The sequence below is a fragment of the Kribbella sp. NBC_01245 genome (genome assembly GCF_036226525.1).
In the GTDB taxonomy this organism is placed as follows: Bacteria; Actinomycetota; Actinomycetes; order Propionibacteriales; family Kribbellaceae; genus Kribbella.
On sequence record NZ_CP108487.1, the window covers coordinates 3,602,108 to 3,617,193 of the forward strand.

14 protein-coding genes are annotated in these 15,086 nt (G+C 65.9%); 4 read left to right on the forward strand and 10 right to left on the reverse strand.

Going from position 1 to position 15,086, the window contains the following annotated elements; translation table 11 throughout:
- The first annotated feature begins 396 nt into the window (after positions 1-396).
- Positions 397-1,011 carry a recombinase family protein gene (locus OG394_RS15805; protein ID WP_328996112.1) on the forward strand — a complete coding sequence of 205 codons (615 nt, stop codon included), beginning with the start codon at positions 397-399 and terminating at the stop codon, positions 1,009-1,011.
- 153 nt (positions 1,012-1,164) lie between these two features.
- A complete protein-coding gene (locus OG394_RS15810; protein ID WP_328996113.1) occupies positions 1,165-1,656 on the forward strand; it encodes an SET domain-containing protein in 492 nt (163 codons plus the stop codon).
- Between the two features lie 176 nt (positions 1,657-1,832).
- On the opposite strand, the gene OG394_RS15815 is transcribed toward OG394_RS15810, so the two are convergent.
- The 7 genes from OG394_RS15815 to OG394_RS15845 all read right to left on the reverse strand — a co-directional run bounded on the left by OG394_RS15815 (position 1,833) and on the right by OG394_RS15845 (position 7,085).
- Positions 1,833-1,997: a hypothetical protein gene (locus OG394_RS15815; protein WP_328996114.1), complete on the reverse strand. Its 165-nt coding sequence runs from the start codon at positions 1,995-1,997 to the stop codon at positions 1,833-1,835.
- A complete protein-coding gene (locus tag OG394_RS15820; protein ID WP_328996115.1) occupies positions 1,981-2,394 on the reverse strand; it encodes a Tn3 family transposase in 414 nt (137 codons plus the stop codon). Before OG394_RS15820 ends, OG394_RS15815 begins: the two co-directional genes overlap by 17 nt.
- A gap of 240 nt (positions 2,395-2,634) precedes the next feature.
- Positions 2,635-2,778: a hypothetical protein gene (locus OG394_RS15825; RefSeq protein ID WP_328996116.1), complete on the reverse strand. Its 144-nt coding sequence runs from the start codon at positions 2,776-2,778 to the stop codon at positions 2,635-2,637.
- A gap of 398 nt (positions 2,779-3,176) precedes the next feature.
- A complete protein-coding gene (locus OG394_RS15830; protein ID WP_328996117.1) occupies positions 3,177-3,914 on the reverse strand; it encodes a carbohydrate ABC transporter permease in 738 nt (245 codons plus the stop codon).
- A 101-nt stretch (positions 3,915-4,015) separates the two neighbouring features.
- Positions 4,016-4,891, reverse strand: coding sequence for a carbohydrate ABC transporter permease (locus OG394_RS15835; RefSeq protein WP_328996118.1), 876 nt, complete (start codon positions 4,889-4,891; stop codon positions 4,016-4,018).
- A gap of 41 nt (positions 4,892-4,932) precedes the next feature.
- A complete protein-coding gene (locus OG394_RS15840; RefSeq protein ID WP_328996119.1) occupies positions 4,933-6,234 on the reverse strand; it encodes an ABC transporter substrate-binding protein in 1,302 nt (433 codons plus the stop codon).
- A 170-nt stretch (positions 6,235-6,404) separates the two neighbouring features.
- On the reverse strand, positions 6,405-7,085 hold the full coding sequence (locus OG394_RS15845) for an AraC family transcriptional regulator (RefSeq protein WP_328996120.1): 681 nt from the start codon (positions 7,083-7,085) through the stop codon (positions 6,405-6,407).
- A 179-nt stretch (positions 7,086-7,264) separates the two neighbouring features.
- Between OG394_RS15845 and OG394_RS15850 the strand changes: the two genes are divergently transcribed.
- On the forward strand, positions 7,265-8,890 hold the full coding sequence (locus OG394_RS15850; protein WP_328996121.1) for an FAD-dependent oxidoreductase: 1,626 nt from the start codon (positions 7,265-7,267) through the stop codon (positions 8,888-8,890).
- Between the two features lie 143 nt (positions 8,891-9,033).
- Here the strand turns inward: OG394_RS15850 and OG394_RS15855 are convergent, their stop codons facing one another.
- Positions 9,034-9,465 carry a fibronectin type III domain-containing protein gene (locus OG394_RS15855; RefSeq protein ID WP_328996122.1) on the reverse strand — a complete coding sequence of 144 codons (432 nt, stop codon included), beginning with the start codon at positions 9,463-9,465 and terminating at the stop codon, positions 9,034-9,036.
- Between the two features lie 662 nt (positions 9,466-10,127).
- Here OG394_RS15855 and OG394_RS15860 point away from each other — a divergent pair.
- Complete coding sequence (locus tag OG394_RS15860) at positions 10,128-11,531, forward strand: Nramp family divalent metal transporter (RefSeq protein ID WP_328996123.1); 1,404 nt, start codon at positions 10,128-10,130, stop codon at positions 11,529-11,531.
- A gap of 5 nt (positions 11,532-11,536) precedes the next feature.
- Here OG394_RS15860 and OG394_RS15865 read toward each other — a convergent pair whose 3' ends face one another.
- A complete protein-coding gene (locus OG394_RS15865) occupies positions 11,537-12,265 on the reverse strand; it encodes a FadR/GntR family transcriptional regulator (protein WP_328996124.1) in 729 nt (242 codons plus the stop codon).
- A 146-nt stretch (positions 12,266-12,411) separates the two neighbouring features.
- The gene (locus tag OG394_RS15870; protein ID WP_328996125.1) at positions 12,412-15,072 is read right to left on the reverse strand and encodes a golvesin C-terminal-like domain-containing protein; all 2,661 of its coding nucleotides are present in this window, start codon (positions 15,070-15,072) and stop codon (positions 12,412-12,414) included.
- Positions 15,073-15,086 lie beyond the last annotated feature (14 nt).

A 15,086-nucleotide genomic window follows, 5' to 3' on the forward strand; every position in this document is an offset into this window, starting at 1 on the left:
TTATGGTCGGCATCGATCAGGGATTCCCCTGGTCTTGCCTGGATTCCCTGGCTCATGTCCATGACTCGGCCGTTGGCCGTCCGGCACATCTGGAACACCGTGGACCAGTCGACAGTCGCAGTGCTCTGCTGCCTCCCGCTGCGGTGAGGCCAGTTCGACCGCAGCCTGATCTGAGGCGGCCCAGCAACCACATGCGAGCCTCAGGCACGTCGTCAGCTGTCCCCGACGCGTTCGCGATCTCACCACCTAACGCCGCAGCGCACCCTTACCGCCATGAAACGCCCACAGAACGCCGCCACATAGCGTCGTGAACGACAGCGCCGCCGTTCCGGAAGTCGTCCCACAAATGATGTTTCAAAAAGCAGTCACAGAGCTGACTTCCGGCACGGTGACGGCATGGCCATCCCTCACAACCACCCGGCCGGACTCGACCTCGGCTACGCCCGAGTCTCCACCACCGAACAAAGCCTCGAACGGCAACTCGACGCACTCTCCGCCGCAGGCATCCCGGTCGAGCGGATCTACACCGACAAGAAGACCGGCACCACCATCGACCGCCGCGGCCTGACCGAGGCCCTCGGCTACGCCCGCGCCGGCGACACCATCGTGGTGCACACCCTGGACCGGCTCGGCCGCAACCTGCGCGAAGTCCTCAACCTCGTCCACGACCTCGCCGGACGAGGCATCGGCGTCCGGTCGCTGGCCGATCCGCTACCGATCAACACCACCGACGACGGCATGGGCCGGATCGCGTTCCTGCTGCTGGCGCTGTTCGCCGAGATGGAACGCACCTTCACCGCCGAACGCGCCGCCCACGCCCGCGCCGTCGCCGAAGCCAAGAACCGGCGCGTCGGCCGCCCGATCGCCCACCCCGCCGACAAGGTCGAATACGCCCGCCTCCTCAAAGCCAAAGGCCACAGCCTCGGGCAGATCACCGCCAAGACCGGCACCCCCAAGACGTCGCTGCACCGCTACCTCGCGGCCGCGGCGACCGGGGACCGTGCCCGGTGAACACGAACAGCGGCTCGCTCGACCAGGCCGGACGGCCCAAACCCAACCGATCGGAGTCCAGCCACGCCACCCGGCAGCGAAGTCAGGTCAGCCGGACAAGCCCCAGCGATCGCGGTCGCGCCGTGGCGCGACGTACTCCCGCCTGGTCGCGCTGTGGCTGACGAGGAGGAGGGCGTCGAGTTACGCCGCACGACCGACGGGAAAGGCGACGGGGTTGTGGCCACCCACCCGTTCGCGGCCGGCGAGACCGTCATGGTCGGCTTCCTGGTCGGGCCGCTGACGGGCAACGACGCGCACGCGACGCAGATGGGTCCCGGCCGCTGGGCCCGCCACGGCGGCCTCGGACCGAAGGTCAACCACTCCTGCGACCCCAACTGCGGTATCCGCCTCAACGACGGGCACGCCTTCGACATCGTCGCCCGCCAGCCGATCCGCGCCGGGCAGGAACTGACGTTCGACTACGCCATGCGCAACTACACGATCGACCACTTCCCGGCCGCGTGCCTGTGCGGTGCCGCGCGCTGCCGCGGCACAGTCACCGGCTGGAAGGACCTGCCCGCCGCACGCAAGGCCGACTACGGCGAACTTGTCGCGCCCTACCTACGCACGATCGACGACCAGACCCAGCAACCCGCCAACGGCTGACCGCGAGGGAGCGTCTCCAGGTCTGCCGGTTGCCGTTGCAATTGTCCACGGCCAGGCCCGTGAGGGGACCGCCGAACAGGCTTAACGGGACTTTCCCGCGTGTTGGTCCTCACGGGCCTCATAGGCATCCCGGGACTGGTCAGACAGGTCAGCGCGGGAAGCCATGACCACGTCCCTCACCCGGGCGGTGGCCTCGGGTCCGTCGGGGTCACCGCCCGCGGTAGTGATCTCCGCGGGCGGATCTCGGCGCTGACGGCTTCAACAGAGCCGATCCATTCGGCGAACGCTGCCGCGACATCACCTACCGCGGCGTCGAGGCGGGCGTTACCGGTGTTCGGCATGGCTGTCTCCTTCGAGGTCGACGTGATGGGTCGGGGCACGCAGCGGCCGGTAGCCGTCGGCGTCGAGCTTGGCCAGCTCGCCGTCGACGTCGACCGAGTGGGTGCCGTAGAAGTTGACGTTCTCGTAGTGGCTGGGCCAGATGTGGGCCAGCACTTCGTCGTCGATGTGCCGACCGGCGCGGCGTAGTGCGGCGATCGACAGTCCGTAGTACTCGGTGGTCCAGGTGACGATCGCGTTGGTGGCCAGGGTCCGCAGCACGACCGAGCCCGGGTCGCCGATCCGGTGGCAGTGCAGCGGCTGCGCCGACGAAGGAGTGATCAGCAACTGGGAGGACTCGCCGTTCGATCTGCGCCGCCAACGGCTCACCCTCGCTAGTGCCGTCGGCCAGATCGTCATCGGTGCCGAGGTGGCCGCGGCACTGCGCGAGTTGCGGCTGCTGGACCCGGACTGCGAACGACTGGTGTTCCGGATCCGCGCGCACCCCGACGGCGGTTCGTGGCCGCCGAAGCCAACCATGAACCCAACCGGCGCCGCCGCCGGCGACTCGACACCGCCTTCGACGCGCTCAACACCGCAGCCCAGATGGGCCAGTCCCAGAGATAGGTTTCCTGCCGTGGCCAAACACACCCGCTGGATTCAGTACGACGTTCCGCCGCTCGTCCGGTCGAAGTCGATCACGAGTTCCTCGACGAAAAGGTGACCCAGGCCGTGCTGGCGATCCCCGTTCCCGATCCGGGGTTCCAGCCGCCGCAGGAGGGCATCGAACTGGCCCGCGATCACCGCGGCCAGTTCCTCGTTTACGACGGGGATCCCGGCGCCGAGATGGTCCGATCGACGACGGCCTTGCCGATCGGGCCATCAGCGTGGCCGAGTACCGATCGGACTGGCCGCAGCGTGCCGACTGGGAAGAGGGCCCCGACCCGCGCCGGATGCCCGGCCTGTACGGCGACTACCCGAAGACGGTGACAAGGGCGACGACCCGGCGATGCAGGAGCGCCACCCGGCCGAGTGATGGCCGGGGAACGCTTTGGCGCGGCGATGATTGATCTGCATCGCTGCCCTGGACGACCATCGGTCGCTGCCCTTCGTGCACCAACCGGCCTTGAAGGGATGGCTAGGGAAGACACCTGGATCTCGCGCGATCTGCCAGTCCTGGAGGCTGCAACGGGCTTCCCTGCTCATTTGGTTGCACCGGCGGTTAGTCCTGCGATGACTTGTCGTTGCAGGAGCAAGAACAGGATGACCGGGACGATCATGACGAGGGTTGCGCCGGCCAGGGAGCCGGTGACGTTGCTGCCGAATTGGGATTTGAAGCCGGCGAGCGCGAGTTGGACGTTCTGGTTCCGTTGGGAGACGGTGAGCAGGTTGGCGAAGAAGAATTCGTTCCAGATCAGGACGAACGACACGACGGCGACGGTCGCCAACGCGGGTCGTGACAGGGGCAGCACGATGGTTCGCAGGATGGCGAAGTATCCGGCTCCATCGACGTGGGCTGCTTCTTCGAGTTCGGGTGGCAGGCTTGCCAGGAATGATCGCAGTACCACGAACGACAGTGGAAACATCAGCGCCGCGTAGAAGATCACCATGCCGGGTCGGGAGTTGAACAGGCCGAGCTCGCGCATGATGAAGAACTCTGGGGTGGCCAAGCCGACCAACGGGACGGCAAGGGCCAGGCTGAACGCGGCGGTGATACTTCCGCTGCCGCGGAAGCGATAGCGAGCCAGCGGATATGCGGCCAGTAGGGCCACGGTGAGTGCGCCGGTGGTGCCTCCGACCGCGTAGAGCAGGGTATTGGCGACGTACTCGTGGAGGCGTACCTGGGTGAACGCGTCGATGTAGCCAGAATCGGTGAAGGGGCTCGGCCAGAATCCGGACCCGGAGGTGAACTGATCCGCTGTTTTGAAGGACGACAACACGACCCACAGGGTGGGGCCTAGCGACAGTAGGCAGGCGAGGATCAGAACCAGATAGAGGCCCGCGACAACAAGCCTTGAGTTGTGACGTGTGCGTGAGCCGGTCACAGGGCTCTCTCCCCTATGCGGAAGGCCCGGCGGACGGTCACGATGAGGATCAGCCCGATAAGCAGGATTGTGGTGCCGACGGCGTTGGCATAGCCCCAGGCGCCGTCGAGGTAGGCGCGGTAGGCGTAGAGCGCGAGGGTGACGGTGGAGTCGTTCGGGCCGCCGGAGGTGAGGATGAACACGACGTCGAACATTCCAATGTCACCGAGTAGCCGGACCAGGATGCAGGTGCCGATCACGTTGCGCAACAGCGGAAGGGTGATCCGTAGATGCTGTTGCAGCAGGCTGGCGCCGTCGGTCTCGGCCGCCTCGTAGAGCTCGCGCGGGATGGAGGCGATCTCGGCCATGACGAGGATGACAGTGAAGCCAATGATGAACGCGAAGGTCGCGGCGACCGCCGACCGCGCGGTGCTGGTGTCGTAGAGCCAGTCTTTCCCGCCGGCGCCGACCACTGAAAGTGTCTGGTTGAGCAGTCCGTAGCGGGAGTTGTAGAAGGCGGCGTAGACCAATGCGTAGGCAGCGCCGGAGATCACGAAGGGCACGAAGATGACGGTGCGGAAGGTGCGCCAGCCGGGCAGCTTCTGGCTGAGGATGATGCCGACGACGACGCCGAACGGCACCTGGATGACTATGCTGACTGCACTGTAGAACAAGGTGTTGCGGACGGCTTTCCAGAACACCGGGTCCTGGACCATGGTCTGATAGTTGTCCCACCCGGTGAAGGTGAAGTCGAGGCCGCCCCAGCTGGCGAAAGAGCTCCCGATCAAAACGGCGAACGGTGCCAGGAAGAAGACCGTGAAAAGTATGGCTCCGGGCGCAATCGACACTGCGACTGGTCTGGCCATGCCGGGCGGGACGCGGGACGCGACCACTAGTGGTGTGGGGCGCGGCCGGCGTCGGGTTGCGGGGCGAGTCACTTGGCGCCGGCCTGCTTGGTGGCGTCGGTGCCGAGGCGGCTGAGGAACTTGTGGGTGTCGATCTCGCCCTTTACGTAGGCGGGCCACAGGTTTTTCCAGGCGTTGCCGAAACCGGCGGGGCCGTAGACCCGTACGTGGGGGTAGGTGTATTTGGTGGTGGCAACTGTCTTGGCCAGGCCGGTGGACAGCGGCTCGAGACCGGCGTTGGCGATGGCGGATGTTTCGACCTTGACGGGTGGGTTCGCGCCGGTGGCCTGGGCTTGTTTCAGCGACTCGGCCGGGCTTGAGATGAACTTGGCGAACTCGGTCACCGCTTTGGCCTTATCGCCATCGGCTTGAGTTCCGCTGACCCAGCCTGCACCTGTGACGACGATGACTCCACGCTCGCCGTCGGCCCACCCGGGCGCGGTGGTGTAGGCGGTGTCGTGGTAGAGGTCTGCCGGCGCGGACTTGGACTTGAGGGTCGTCTTGACGAACCAGGGGCCGTTGGCAACGGATGCTGCCGACTGTGAAAGGTACGCCGCGGCAGCGTCTTGGAAGTCGCCGGAGAAGGCATCGGAGTTGACCCAGCCCTTGTTGTGCCAGGCGCGAAGCGTCTCGCTGGCCTTGACCGCTTGGGCGTTGCCCGAGTAGTCACCGGAGTCCAGTTCGCCGGTGAGGAAGTCCTTGCCTCCGGGCTGGGTGCCGATCAGGTTGACCCATATCAGCATGGTCGCCCAGTCACCGTCGGCGGCCAGCGCTGTCGTGCCGCGGGCTTTGAGTTTCGCCGCGGCCTGCTCGAAGGCAGCCCACGTGGCAGGGAACGCGGCGTAGCCTGCTGAGGCGAAGAGCTTGGTGTTGTAGAACATGCCGATGGCGTCGCGTTGCTGGGGGATGGCCCAGATCTGCCTGTCGTCGCCGCTGAGTGCGTCGAAGACCGACGGGAGGAAGGTGTCCTTCCAGGCGGGATCGGCGTTGAGGTCGCCGGAGAAGTTCCGTAGCTTGTTCGTCGTCTGGAGCGACTTGATCTCGCCGCTGTTGAGCTGGAACAGGTCGGGCAGGTCGTCGGCAAGGGCGAGCCGCTGGTAGTACTGCAGCCGGTCTGGACTGGATCCGGCGTTCTGGTTCTGTTGCACCTCGATGCGGTACGTGCCGGCGAACTGCTGGTTGAAGCGCTGGGCTGCCTCGTAGTTGTACTGAAGGAACGGATCGGTGGGGCTTTGCTGGCACGCTGCGCATGTGATGACAACTTCACCGCTGCTCGTGGCGTCGTCGCTGCACGCGGCGACTGTCAGCCCCAGGCTCGCTAGTGCGAGCATGGCGATTGTTTTGCTTGAGAGTGATCTGGTGCCTGTCATCGTGACACTCCATCTTCATCGTGCTGGCGTGTCCAGCATTTCGTGTGTCAGCTCATGCTCGGCCTCTGACAGGCGGGAAGGTATGGCCAGCGTGCGCGCGCCTGTGTCCAGGAATGATCAGCCGTTGCGAGCTACGGCTGCCAGATCGCGGCACGTAGCTCTGTCGGTGATTGACCTGTCGCCTCGCGTATGCGGCGGGCGAAATGGAAACTGGTTTTGAACCCGCTGCGGCTGGCCACGGTCGCTACCGTGAGACCGGTGCTGGTGAGCAGTTCGATGCCCAGGGTGATTCGCCTGTCCCACAGGTAGCGGACGGGAGTGGTGTCCATGTGTTCTCGGAACAGCCGGATGAGGTGCGCGGGGGTGACGGCCGCGGCCTCCGCGATGTCGGTCAGGTTGATCGGTTCGCTTACGTGGGTGTGGATGAACAGGCGGGCAGCCTCGATCGGGGCGGGGAGTGCAGCGGGGTAGTTCTCGAATTCGGCGATGAATCGCCACAGCAAGGCTGTGGCTAATGCGTCGAGGAGGGCGCCGTCGGCGGTGAGTCTGGTTTGTTCGGTGACGACCGCCTCGCGGGCGAGATAGGTCATTGCCGACGACAGGCGCCGAGTCGGGCGCACGGATTCGAGCCACTGATGCATCTGCGGGGTGAGATCGTCCAGACGTCCGCGGACAAGTGTCTGGCGGACCTCGCTGTCGCGGCCCATCCGGATCGTTTCGGTGTGACCGGGCAGCAGCATGCAGATCTCGCCTGCGCCGACCGCGAAGGCCGTCTTGTCGTCCACTTGGATGTGCATCGTTCCGGCATGCATCAACAGAAGCTGGAGCCCGCGCTGGACGCGTGGCCCGATCACTGATCCCGCGGGGTGCGGCACCTCCCGTGCAGTGGCGTCGACAACTCGGAGCCGGCGGGATGCAGAATCAACGTGAGACACGCGTTGGATCACGTGAGCCATTCTATGACGGCGTAGTCCGTCGATAACCTGCGAGCATGAGCGAATTACGGACACAGATGCTGGTGGTGGGTGGAGGGTTCGGCGGCGTCGCGGCTGCCCTGGCAGCGGTCAGCCGAGGTGTGAATGTCGTCATTACCGAGCCCACTCGCTGGCTGGGCGGCGTTCTGACCAGTCAGGCCGTGCCACCGGATGAGCACGTGTGGATCGAACAGTTCGGGTCCACCGCCTCCTACCGCGACTTCCGGGAACGGATCCGGGCATACTACCGGGCGCACTATCCGCTCACAGCCGAAGCCCATGCTAGTCGTGCGCTGAATCCGGGAGCGGCCAGAGTCAGCCATCTGTGCCACGAACCCCGCGTCGGTGTCGCAGTGCTCGAGTCACTTCTCGCGCCGCACCGATCATCAGGTCGGCTGCGCGTCCTGCTTCAACACGACCCGATTTCAGCGTCCACGACTGGAGACCGGGTGGACGCTGTTACGTTTCGCGACAGCACCACTGGCCAGCACATCACCATCACGGCACCGTGGTTCGTCGACGCCACCGAGACGGGGGACCTCCTGCCGATGGCAGGCGTCGAACATGTCACCGGCGCGGAATCCCAAGCCCAGACCGGGGAACCTCACGCTCCAGCAAAGGCTCAACCGCTGAACATGCAGCCGGTGTCGGTGTGCTTTGCCCTAGATCATCTTCCCGGCGCTGACCTGACCATCGACAAGCCATCCGGGTACGCCGGCATCGCGGCAGCCCGTTCGCTCGACTGGCCGGAAGGCCAGCTCTCCTTCATCACCCCGCACCCAAAGACCCGCCAACCCATGCAGCACCGGTTCGAGCCCAACCCCGACGGCAACCCCGACGACATCACGCCGGACTACGACGACCGCCGGGCACACACCATTGACCGGAACCTTTGGACGTTTCGTCGGATCACCGCCCGCAACAACTTTGTCCACGGCAGCTACACCTCCGACATCACGCTGGTGAACTGGCCCCAGATGGACTACTGGGGAGGCCCCCTCTACGGGGTGTCCGACGAGGACGCCAGTGAGCACCTGCAGGGGGCCCGCAACCTCAGCCTGAGCCTGCTCTACTGGCTTCAAACCGAAGCGCCACGCCCCGACGGAGGCACTGGCTGGCCAGGCCTGCGGCTGCGAGGTGACGTCGTCGGACACACCCCCGACGGACTCGCGATGGCGCCCTACATCCGCGAATCGCGCCGAATCGCCGCCGAACACACCATCGTCGAGCAAGACATCGCGCTCGACGTCCGTGGCCACCACGGGGCCGTTCAACACCCCGACAGTGTCGGCATCGGCCTCTACCGCATCGATCTGCACCCGTCCACCGGAGGCGACCCCTACATCGATATCGGCTGCTGCCCCTACCAGCTACCGCTCGGCGCGCTCCTGCCAGTCAGAGTCGAGAACCTGCTGCCGGCCGCCAAGAACATCGGCACCACCCACATCACCAACGGCGCCTACCGCATGCCCCTTGTTGAGTGGAACATCGGTGAGGCCGTCGGCCATCTAGTCGCCTTCTGCACCGCAAATGACGTTTCCCCGCGCGCGGTACGCCACACAGAGGAGCTGTTGGCCCAATTCTCGACTGAACTCGACAGAGTCGGGGTGGAACGAGCGTGGCCAAATGTCCAAGGCTACTGATTCGAGACCCATGCCGCCCGCCACCGACACGAACTAGAACCAACAAACGAGTTACACCGAAAAGTTGCCAGCCCCCACACATGTGGTTGTGTCCGTTGATCACCACATCGACCCGATAGGTGTCGAACAGTGGCGTCCACCGGTCATGGACCCGGGCATCCGAGCCATGCCGCACCGAGGAGCGCGACAAACCCGACATTGCCGATCCGCAACGACCAGTTAGTCGCACCAGCCGGGTGATCGAGGCCAGTGGCCGGTGGAGTGAACCGCGCGAAGTAGGACTCATAGCCCAACTCGCTGCCGGTCGCCTCCACCTCGTGGTTTCCCAGCACCGGCATCCACGGGATGCGAGCCTTCGTGCCCTGGTCACCGAAGGCGGTGAACCGCACAACTCTGTCGCTCCTCGCGGTACTCGGCGCGACGGTATCGAACGAGAAGTCATCGCTCTGCCCACCGTCGTGGGCGGCCCGGTAGAAGTACCCAGCGTTCGGATCCAGCCCAGTCAGCCGGGCGTGATGCTGCACTGTCGCCAGTCCCGGCGACGGCCTCGACTCCACCGCGATCAGCTCACTCAACTGTCCACTCGTTTCGCCCAGCCGCAGCGGCCCCACGACGGCACCGCCACCGATCGCAAGTGCCCCGCCCAGCAACCGCCGCCGCGGATCAAACCTGCCACCTCGATGTCCTCTCGTCCGGCGCATCCGACCGCAGGCGGGTGAACGACGCCTGACCGTCACACCAACACCGGGAACGGAGGGCGAGGCCTTCGCCACAGGGTCGGCACCAAGGCGGTCCACGGGACGTCCGCCTCGGCATACGGGAGAGGCGCGCCACCTCACCGCGGCCCGCCGAATCAGCGGGCGGGCAGGATCGCCACCACGGTGAGGCCGACTACTCATTCGGGAACTTCAGGTTGTTGCCCTCGGCAACGCCTGCGGTGATCGACGGTGGGATCGCCAAAGGAGACGCCGCTGGGCCCAGCGGCCGCCCGACTCGTCGCGGCCACCTTCAACCTCGACCCCGAATCCCGGGAGGTGTGCTCTACCGGCGCCGCCGGGTTCGGCCGACCCCGGGGCAGGCCGAACCGGGGCAGGCCGCCGCTGAACAGCGTTGCTCGATGAGCTCGGACGTCACCGCGTACCCCGCGGTAACGGGGCTTGAGTTATTGACGCGCGCAAGGCTGCTCTCCATGATGCTCATCAGACATCAGAGGAGTTCGCCTCGAGGAGCCGCCCCGATGAGCACAGGTACGGAAACAACCGCCACCGATCCGTACACACTGACCGCGGACGGCATCAAGGAGCCACCGACCGGCTGGCGCGCCAGCATTCGGTACCTCGGCCCAGGTCTCATCCTGAGCGCCTCGATCGTCGGATCGGGCGAGCTCATCGCGACCACCACGCTCGGTGCCCAAGCCGGCTTCGCGATCCTGTGGATGGTCATCTTCAGCACGCTCGTGAAGGTGGCAGTGCAGGTCGAACTGGCGCGCTGGACCATCGCCACCGGACAACCCGCCCTCACCGGCTACAACAAGGTGCCGCCGAGGCTCGGGCGGCTGGGCTGGATCAACTTTCTCTGGATCATCCTGGCACTGTCGAAGCTGCTCCAACTGGGCGGCATCATCGGCGGCACGGCGGTCGCGTTCAGCATCCTGCTGCCGTTCGGCGACGACCCCTTGGGCAAGACATCTCTGACGATCTGGACGGTCATCCTGGTGATCGTCAGCATCGCCATGCTCTACAAGAGCAAGTACAGCCTGATCGAACGCGGCGCCGTCGCCCTGGTGGTGATCTTCTCGGCGATCACGATCCTGATCGCTCTCGGCCTGCCATTCACGCCGTATCCGTACGACGCCGGGGACATCGCCGGCGGCCTCACCTTCATGATCCCGGCCGGGGCGCTGGGCGCGGCGATCGCGATGTTCGGCATCACCGGTGTCGGCGCCGACGAGATCACCTTCTACACCTACTGGTGCGTCGAGAAAGGCTATGCCCGCTGGGCAGGTCCGAACGACGGTAGCGAGGAATGGGCACGCCGGGCCAACGGCTGGATCAAGGTGATGTACAAGGACGCCTTCATCTCCTGGTGCGTCTACACCTTCGGCACCCTCGCCTTCTTCATCATGGGCGCGGCTGTACTGAAACCACAGGGCATCCTGCCCAAGGGCAACGAGATGATCACCTCGCTGTCACGCATCTACACCGACACCCTCGGCGAATGGGCGAACGTCCTGTTCCTGATCGGTGCGATCGCGGTCCTCGGGTCGACCTTGTGGGCCTCGATCCCGAGCTGGTCGCGAATGTACTCCAACGTGCTGGCGACCCTCGGAGTGTTCGACTGGCAAGACCCGGTCGCCCGGCTCCGCTGGATCCGTATCTTCACCGTCGCCCTGCCGATCCTGTGGGGCATCGCCTACCTGACTATCCAGTCACCGGTGATCATGGTCCAGATCGGCGGCGTGATGACCGGCATCTTCCTGGTAGCCGTCGTCATCGCGGTCTGGTACCTGCGTCGTACCGAGACCGACCCGAGGCTGTACGGCGCGAACCTGTTCAACATTCTCCTGGCTGTCAGCAGCATCGCGATCGGCTTGCTCGGGGTGTACACACTGCTGCAGGTCTTCGGCGTCAAGATCGGCTGAGCAGGTCAACCGGTCGCGGGATCGGCTATATCGTCCGGACCCAGGAAGGTCTCGAAGTCCTCCTCGGTCTGGAGGAGGTGGGCCTGCATCGCCTCCCGGGCCGCCACCGGATCCCCCGAAGCCACCGCGTCGAGGATGAGTCCGTGCCGGATCAGAGCGTGCTCCCGGATCTCCGCCACCGACGAGGTCTGATCCCTCAGACTGCGCACGACGGACTCGAGCGGCTCGAACAAGGCATTCAAGAAGACGTTGTCGGCGGCCTCGAACAGCACACCGTGAAACGCCAGATCCGCCTCGGCACATGCAGCCACATCGCCACGTCCGTGCGCCACGCGCATCTGATCCTGCAGCGTTCTCATCCGCTCGAGGTGCGTGCCGTCGCGACGAAGCGCCGCGAGCTCCGCGATCGCGACTTCGACCACGCGGCGAGCCTCCAGCAACCGCCTTGGCAGCATCAGCGGATCGGCACCCGCACGACTGCGTGCCTTGAGCAACCGCCCGTCCAACGGCGACCACTGCTCAACGGGATTGACGATGCTGGACTTACCCTGCCGGACAGCGATCACCCGGGTCGACGCCAACGAGCGGATCGCCTCGCGGACAGTCAGCCTGCTGACATCGAACCGGCCGGCCAGCTCGACCTCGCTCGGCAACGCCTCCCCCACCCCGAACGTGCCGTCGAGCACCAGCGCAAGCAAGCTCTCAGCGACGGCATCCGCGCGCCCCATCCGCATACCCGCAGCGTACAACCCCGGGGCTACGCGCTGAGGCCCCCGCGCGCCGCACGGGTAGGCGCACGGATCGTCGTCCGCCGAGATCGCGGAAGCGGGTCGTCGCCGGCCCGTGGTGGCCTCAATGGATCGGTTTGTCACCGCGGAAATTAACTGACGGGGATGAACTTCACGGCGCTGGTGCGCAGGTAACCTCGGCCGGCGGCGTTGGAGACGGTGACGTGCCCCGCTGTGCCGACGTCGAACTCGTGCCGCCCGAGCAGAATCCATTGGTTCCCGCCGGTGGTCTGATCGATGTCGGTGATGCCGGTGCCGCCCGCGTGAGTGACGGTATAGCGAGCGGCGGTCGTGCTGTTGGCATGGTTGGGTACCCACGCGTACACGTCGTACGTTCCGGCCACGGCCAGCTCAGGATGCCATTGCGCTGTGGCCGAGGTGACGTTTGTGGTGCGCGTTGGCGAACTCAGCCAGCCTCTCACGCTCGACGGCGTCCAGGCGCCCTGTTCGGTGTATCCCTCGTCCCCGATGCCGACGATGTTCATGGGCAACGGCGTGACGGCGACGGCAGCCGGCCGCGACTCGTTTCCCGAGAGGTCGACGGCGCGCACCTCCAGGCTGTGTTCCACGTTGTTGGCCAGGCCATGCACCGGGAAGCCCAGCCGGGTGAAGTCTGGGTCGGCGGGATGTCCGACCGGATCGCCGGTGGTGACCAGCTCACCGTCAGCGTAGATGCGGTAGCCGAGCAGATCGACCTCCGAGTTCTGTTCCCAGTACAGGATCGCCATGCCGTTGGCTGCCTCGCCGATCAGAGTGTCGGGCGCGGCAGGCGGGCGCGTGTCGGCCGGGATCCGGATCGGAACCCGGCGCGACGGCGCGGACTCGTTGCCCGAGCTGTCCACGGATGTCACGCTGATCTTGTACGTCTGGCCGGCCAGCATCTGACGCATCCGGAAGGATGGCCGCTGGACTGGCTTCCAGCTCACCCGCTGGCCGTCCAGGTAGACGTGGTAACCGACCAGGTCCGGCTCGTGCACTGTGCGCCAGTGCCAGGTCAGGACCGCGTCGCCGGTGTCGGGAACGGTGTAGACGTCGCCCCGGACGTCGGATGGTACCGCTGGTGCGTCATCGTCGGCGGCGGGCACTGGGACGAACTTCACGGCGTCGGCGCGCAGGTTACCTGTCACCCCGGTGTCTTTGCCCAACTCGACGTAGCCACCGGCGCCGGCCTCGAAGGCGAATGTGCCCAGCTTGGTCCATCGGTCGACGTGATCCACTTCGACGACGGCTGGTCCGCCGTTGTGGACGACCTTGTAGCGCGCGATGTTCGTGTTCGATTCGTGAACGGGTGTCCACGCATACACGGCGTATGTTCCGCTCTCGGGCAGCTCGGGCGTCCAGCGAGCGGCAGACGTGGAGCTACTGGCGTACCGGGTGTCGGTGTCGCGCCAACCGGCTACAGCCGACGACGTGGACCACGTTCCCGTTTCCGAGTAGCCGGAGCCGGTGACCCCGATGGCGTCCAGGGCACCGCCGTTGTCGACCACGATCGCCGGTGTGAACATCGCAGAGTCGGCGCGCAATGTGCCCTTACCTGACGTGTCGCCGGTGAGGCGCAGGCCATGACCGGCACCAGGTTTCATCCGGTAGGAGCCGAGGCTGACCCACTGCTGCCCGGCTGTGCTCTGGTTGACCACCACGTCGCTGCTTCCTCCGGCATGAGCGACGGTGTAACGCGCCGCCGTGTGCCCGGTGGCGAGGAAGCTTGGATTCCAGGCCAAGACCTCGTACTCGCCCGCGTCCTCCAGTTCCGGTGTCCAGGTGGCGGCCGCGTCAGGTGAATCGGACCGACGGGTCTGGCGATCCTGGAAGCCGAACGCCTCTTCGTGGCTGTCGGTGACGGCGTCTTTCCATTCACCGGACTCCGCGTAGCCGGCATCGCCGTTGTCCACGACGGCGCTGCCCGGCGCGGCGTCGTTGCCGCCGTCGGTGGGAGCGTAGTAGCGGAAGTAGTCCCAAGTGGTCTCGCCAGGCAGGTTGCCCTCGTCGACCGGGGCCGTGTAGCCGAGCGTCGTGAGCCAGATGCTCTGTAGTCCGTGCGGGCCTGCATACGGCTGGACCCGGGCGAGCATCCCGTCGACGTAATACCGGATCTCGGTGGGCAGCCACTCGAAGCCGTACGTGTGATAGCCGTCGGAACTGTCCGGCCCGACGTAGAGGCCGCCCTGATTGCCGATGTGACGTGGCACGAACCAGTGCGAGTGATGGGCGATCCGGGTCGGGGCGTGAGAGTCGATCTCGAACCCGTCGATCTCGTTGACGCGGTTGTTCGGGCCCTTGTAGCCGGGCGTGTCAGGCATGCTGTCCGAGAGGCCGGTCGTCCAGAACGCGGAGTGGAACCCCCGATCTCCCCATAGCTCGGCTCGCGTCTCGTAGTAGCCGTAGCCGAACCACTGCTTGCTGATCACACCGCCACACGTGTACTGCTTGCCGTTGCGGTCTTGACGCTTGAGCGCGATGCGGAGCTTCCCGCCGGCGACCGAGACGTTGTCCGGGCTGTTGGAGCAGATCGCCTTCTCGCCCTCCCGGTAGTACCACGCATGGGTGTCGAGCCCGGTCCCGCCCGGTTCAGTGCCGTCGAACTCGTCCGTCCAGGCGAGCTCGTATCCGGCCGGCCGCGGGACGTCAGCCGACGCGACCGTGGACGATTCCGCCGCGGCAGGTGTTGCTGGCGGGGCGACTGGCGCGCCCGCGAGTCCGCCGGCGGCAAGAGCCACCGCCACGGCGGCGTGGATGGTTCTCCGGATATTCACAACACGAACCTCCT

Excerpts from the sequence above, each read along its gene's own strand:
- OG394_RS15805 (WP_328996112.1), top strand. The coding sequence starts at position 397 with ATGGCCATCCCTCACAACCACCCGGCCGGACTCGACCTCGGCTACGCC.
- OG394_RS15815 (WP_328996114.1), bottom strand. The coding sequence starts at position 1,997 with ATGCCGAACACCGGTAACGCCCGCCTCGACGCCGCGGTAGGTGATGTC.
- OG394_RS15820 (WP_328996115.1), bottom strand. The coding sequence starts at position 2,394 with ATGACGATCTGGCCGACGGCACTAGCGAGGGTGAGCCGTTGGCGGCGC.
- OG394_RS15840 (WP_328996119.1), bottom strand. The coding sequence starts at position 6,234 with ATGCTCGCACTAGCGAGCCTGGGGCTGACAGTCGCCGCGTGCAGCGAC.
- OG394_RS15845 (WP_328996120.1), bottom strand. The coding sequence starts at position 7,085 with ATGCATGCCGGAACGATGCACATCCAAGTGGACGACAAGACGGCCTTC.
- OG394_RS15850 (WP_328996121.1), top strand. The coding sequence starts at position 7,265 with ATGAGCGAATTACGGACACAGATGCTGGTGGTGGGTGGAGGGTTCGGC.
- OG394_RS15860 (WP_328996123.1), top strand. The coding sequence starts at position 10,128 with ATGAGCACAGGTACGGAAACAACCGCCACCGATCCGTACACACTGACC.
- OG394_RS15865 (WP_328996124.1), bottom strand. The coding sequence starts at position 12,265 with ATGCGGATGGGGCGCGCGGATGCCGTCGCTGAGAGCTTGCTTGCGCTG.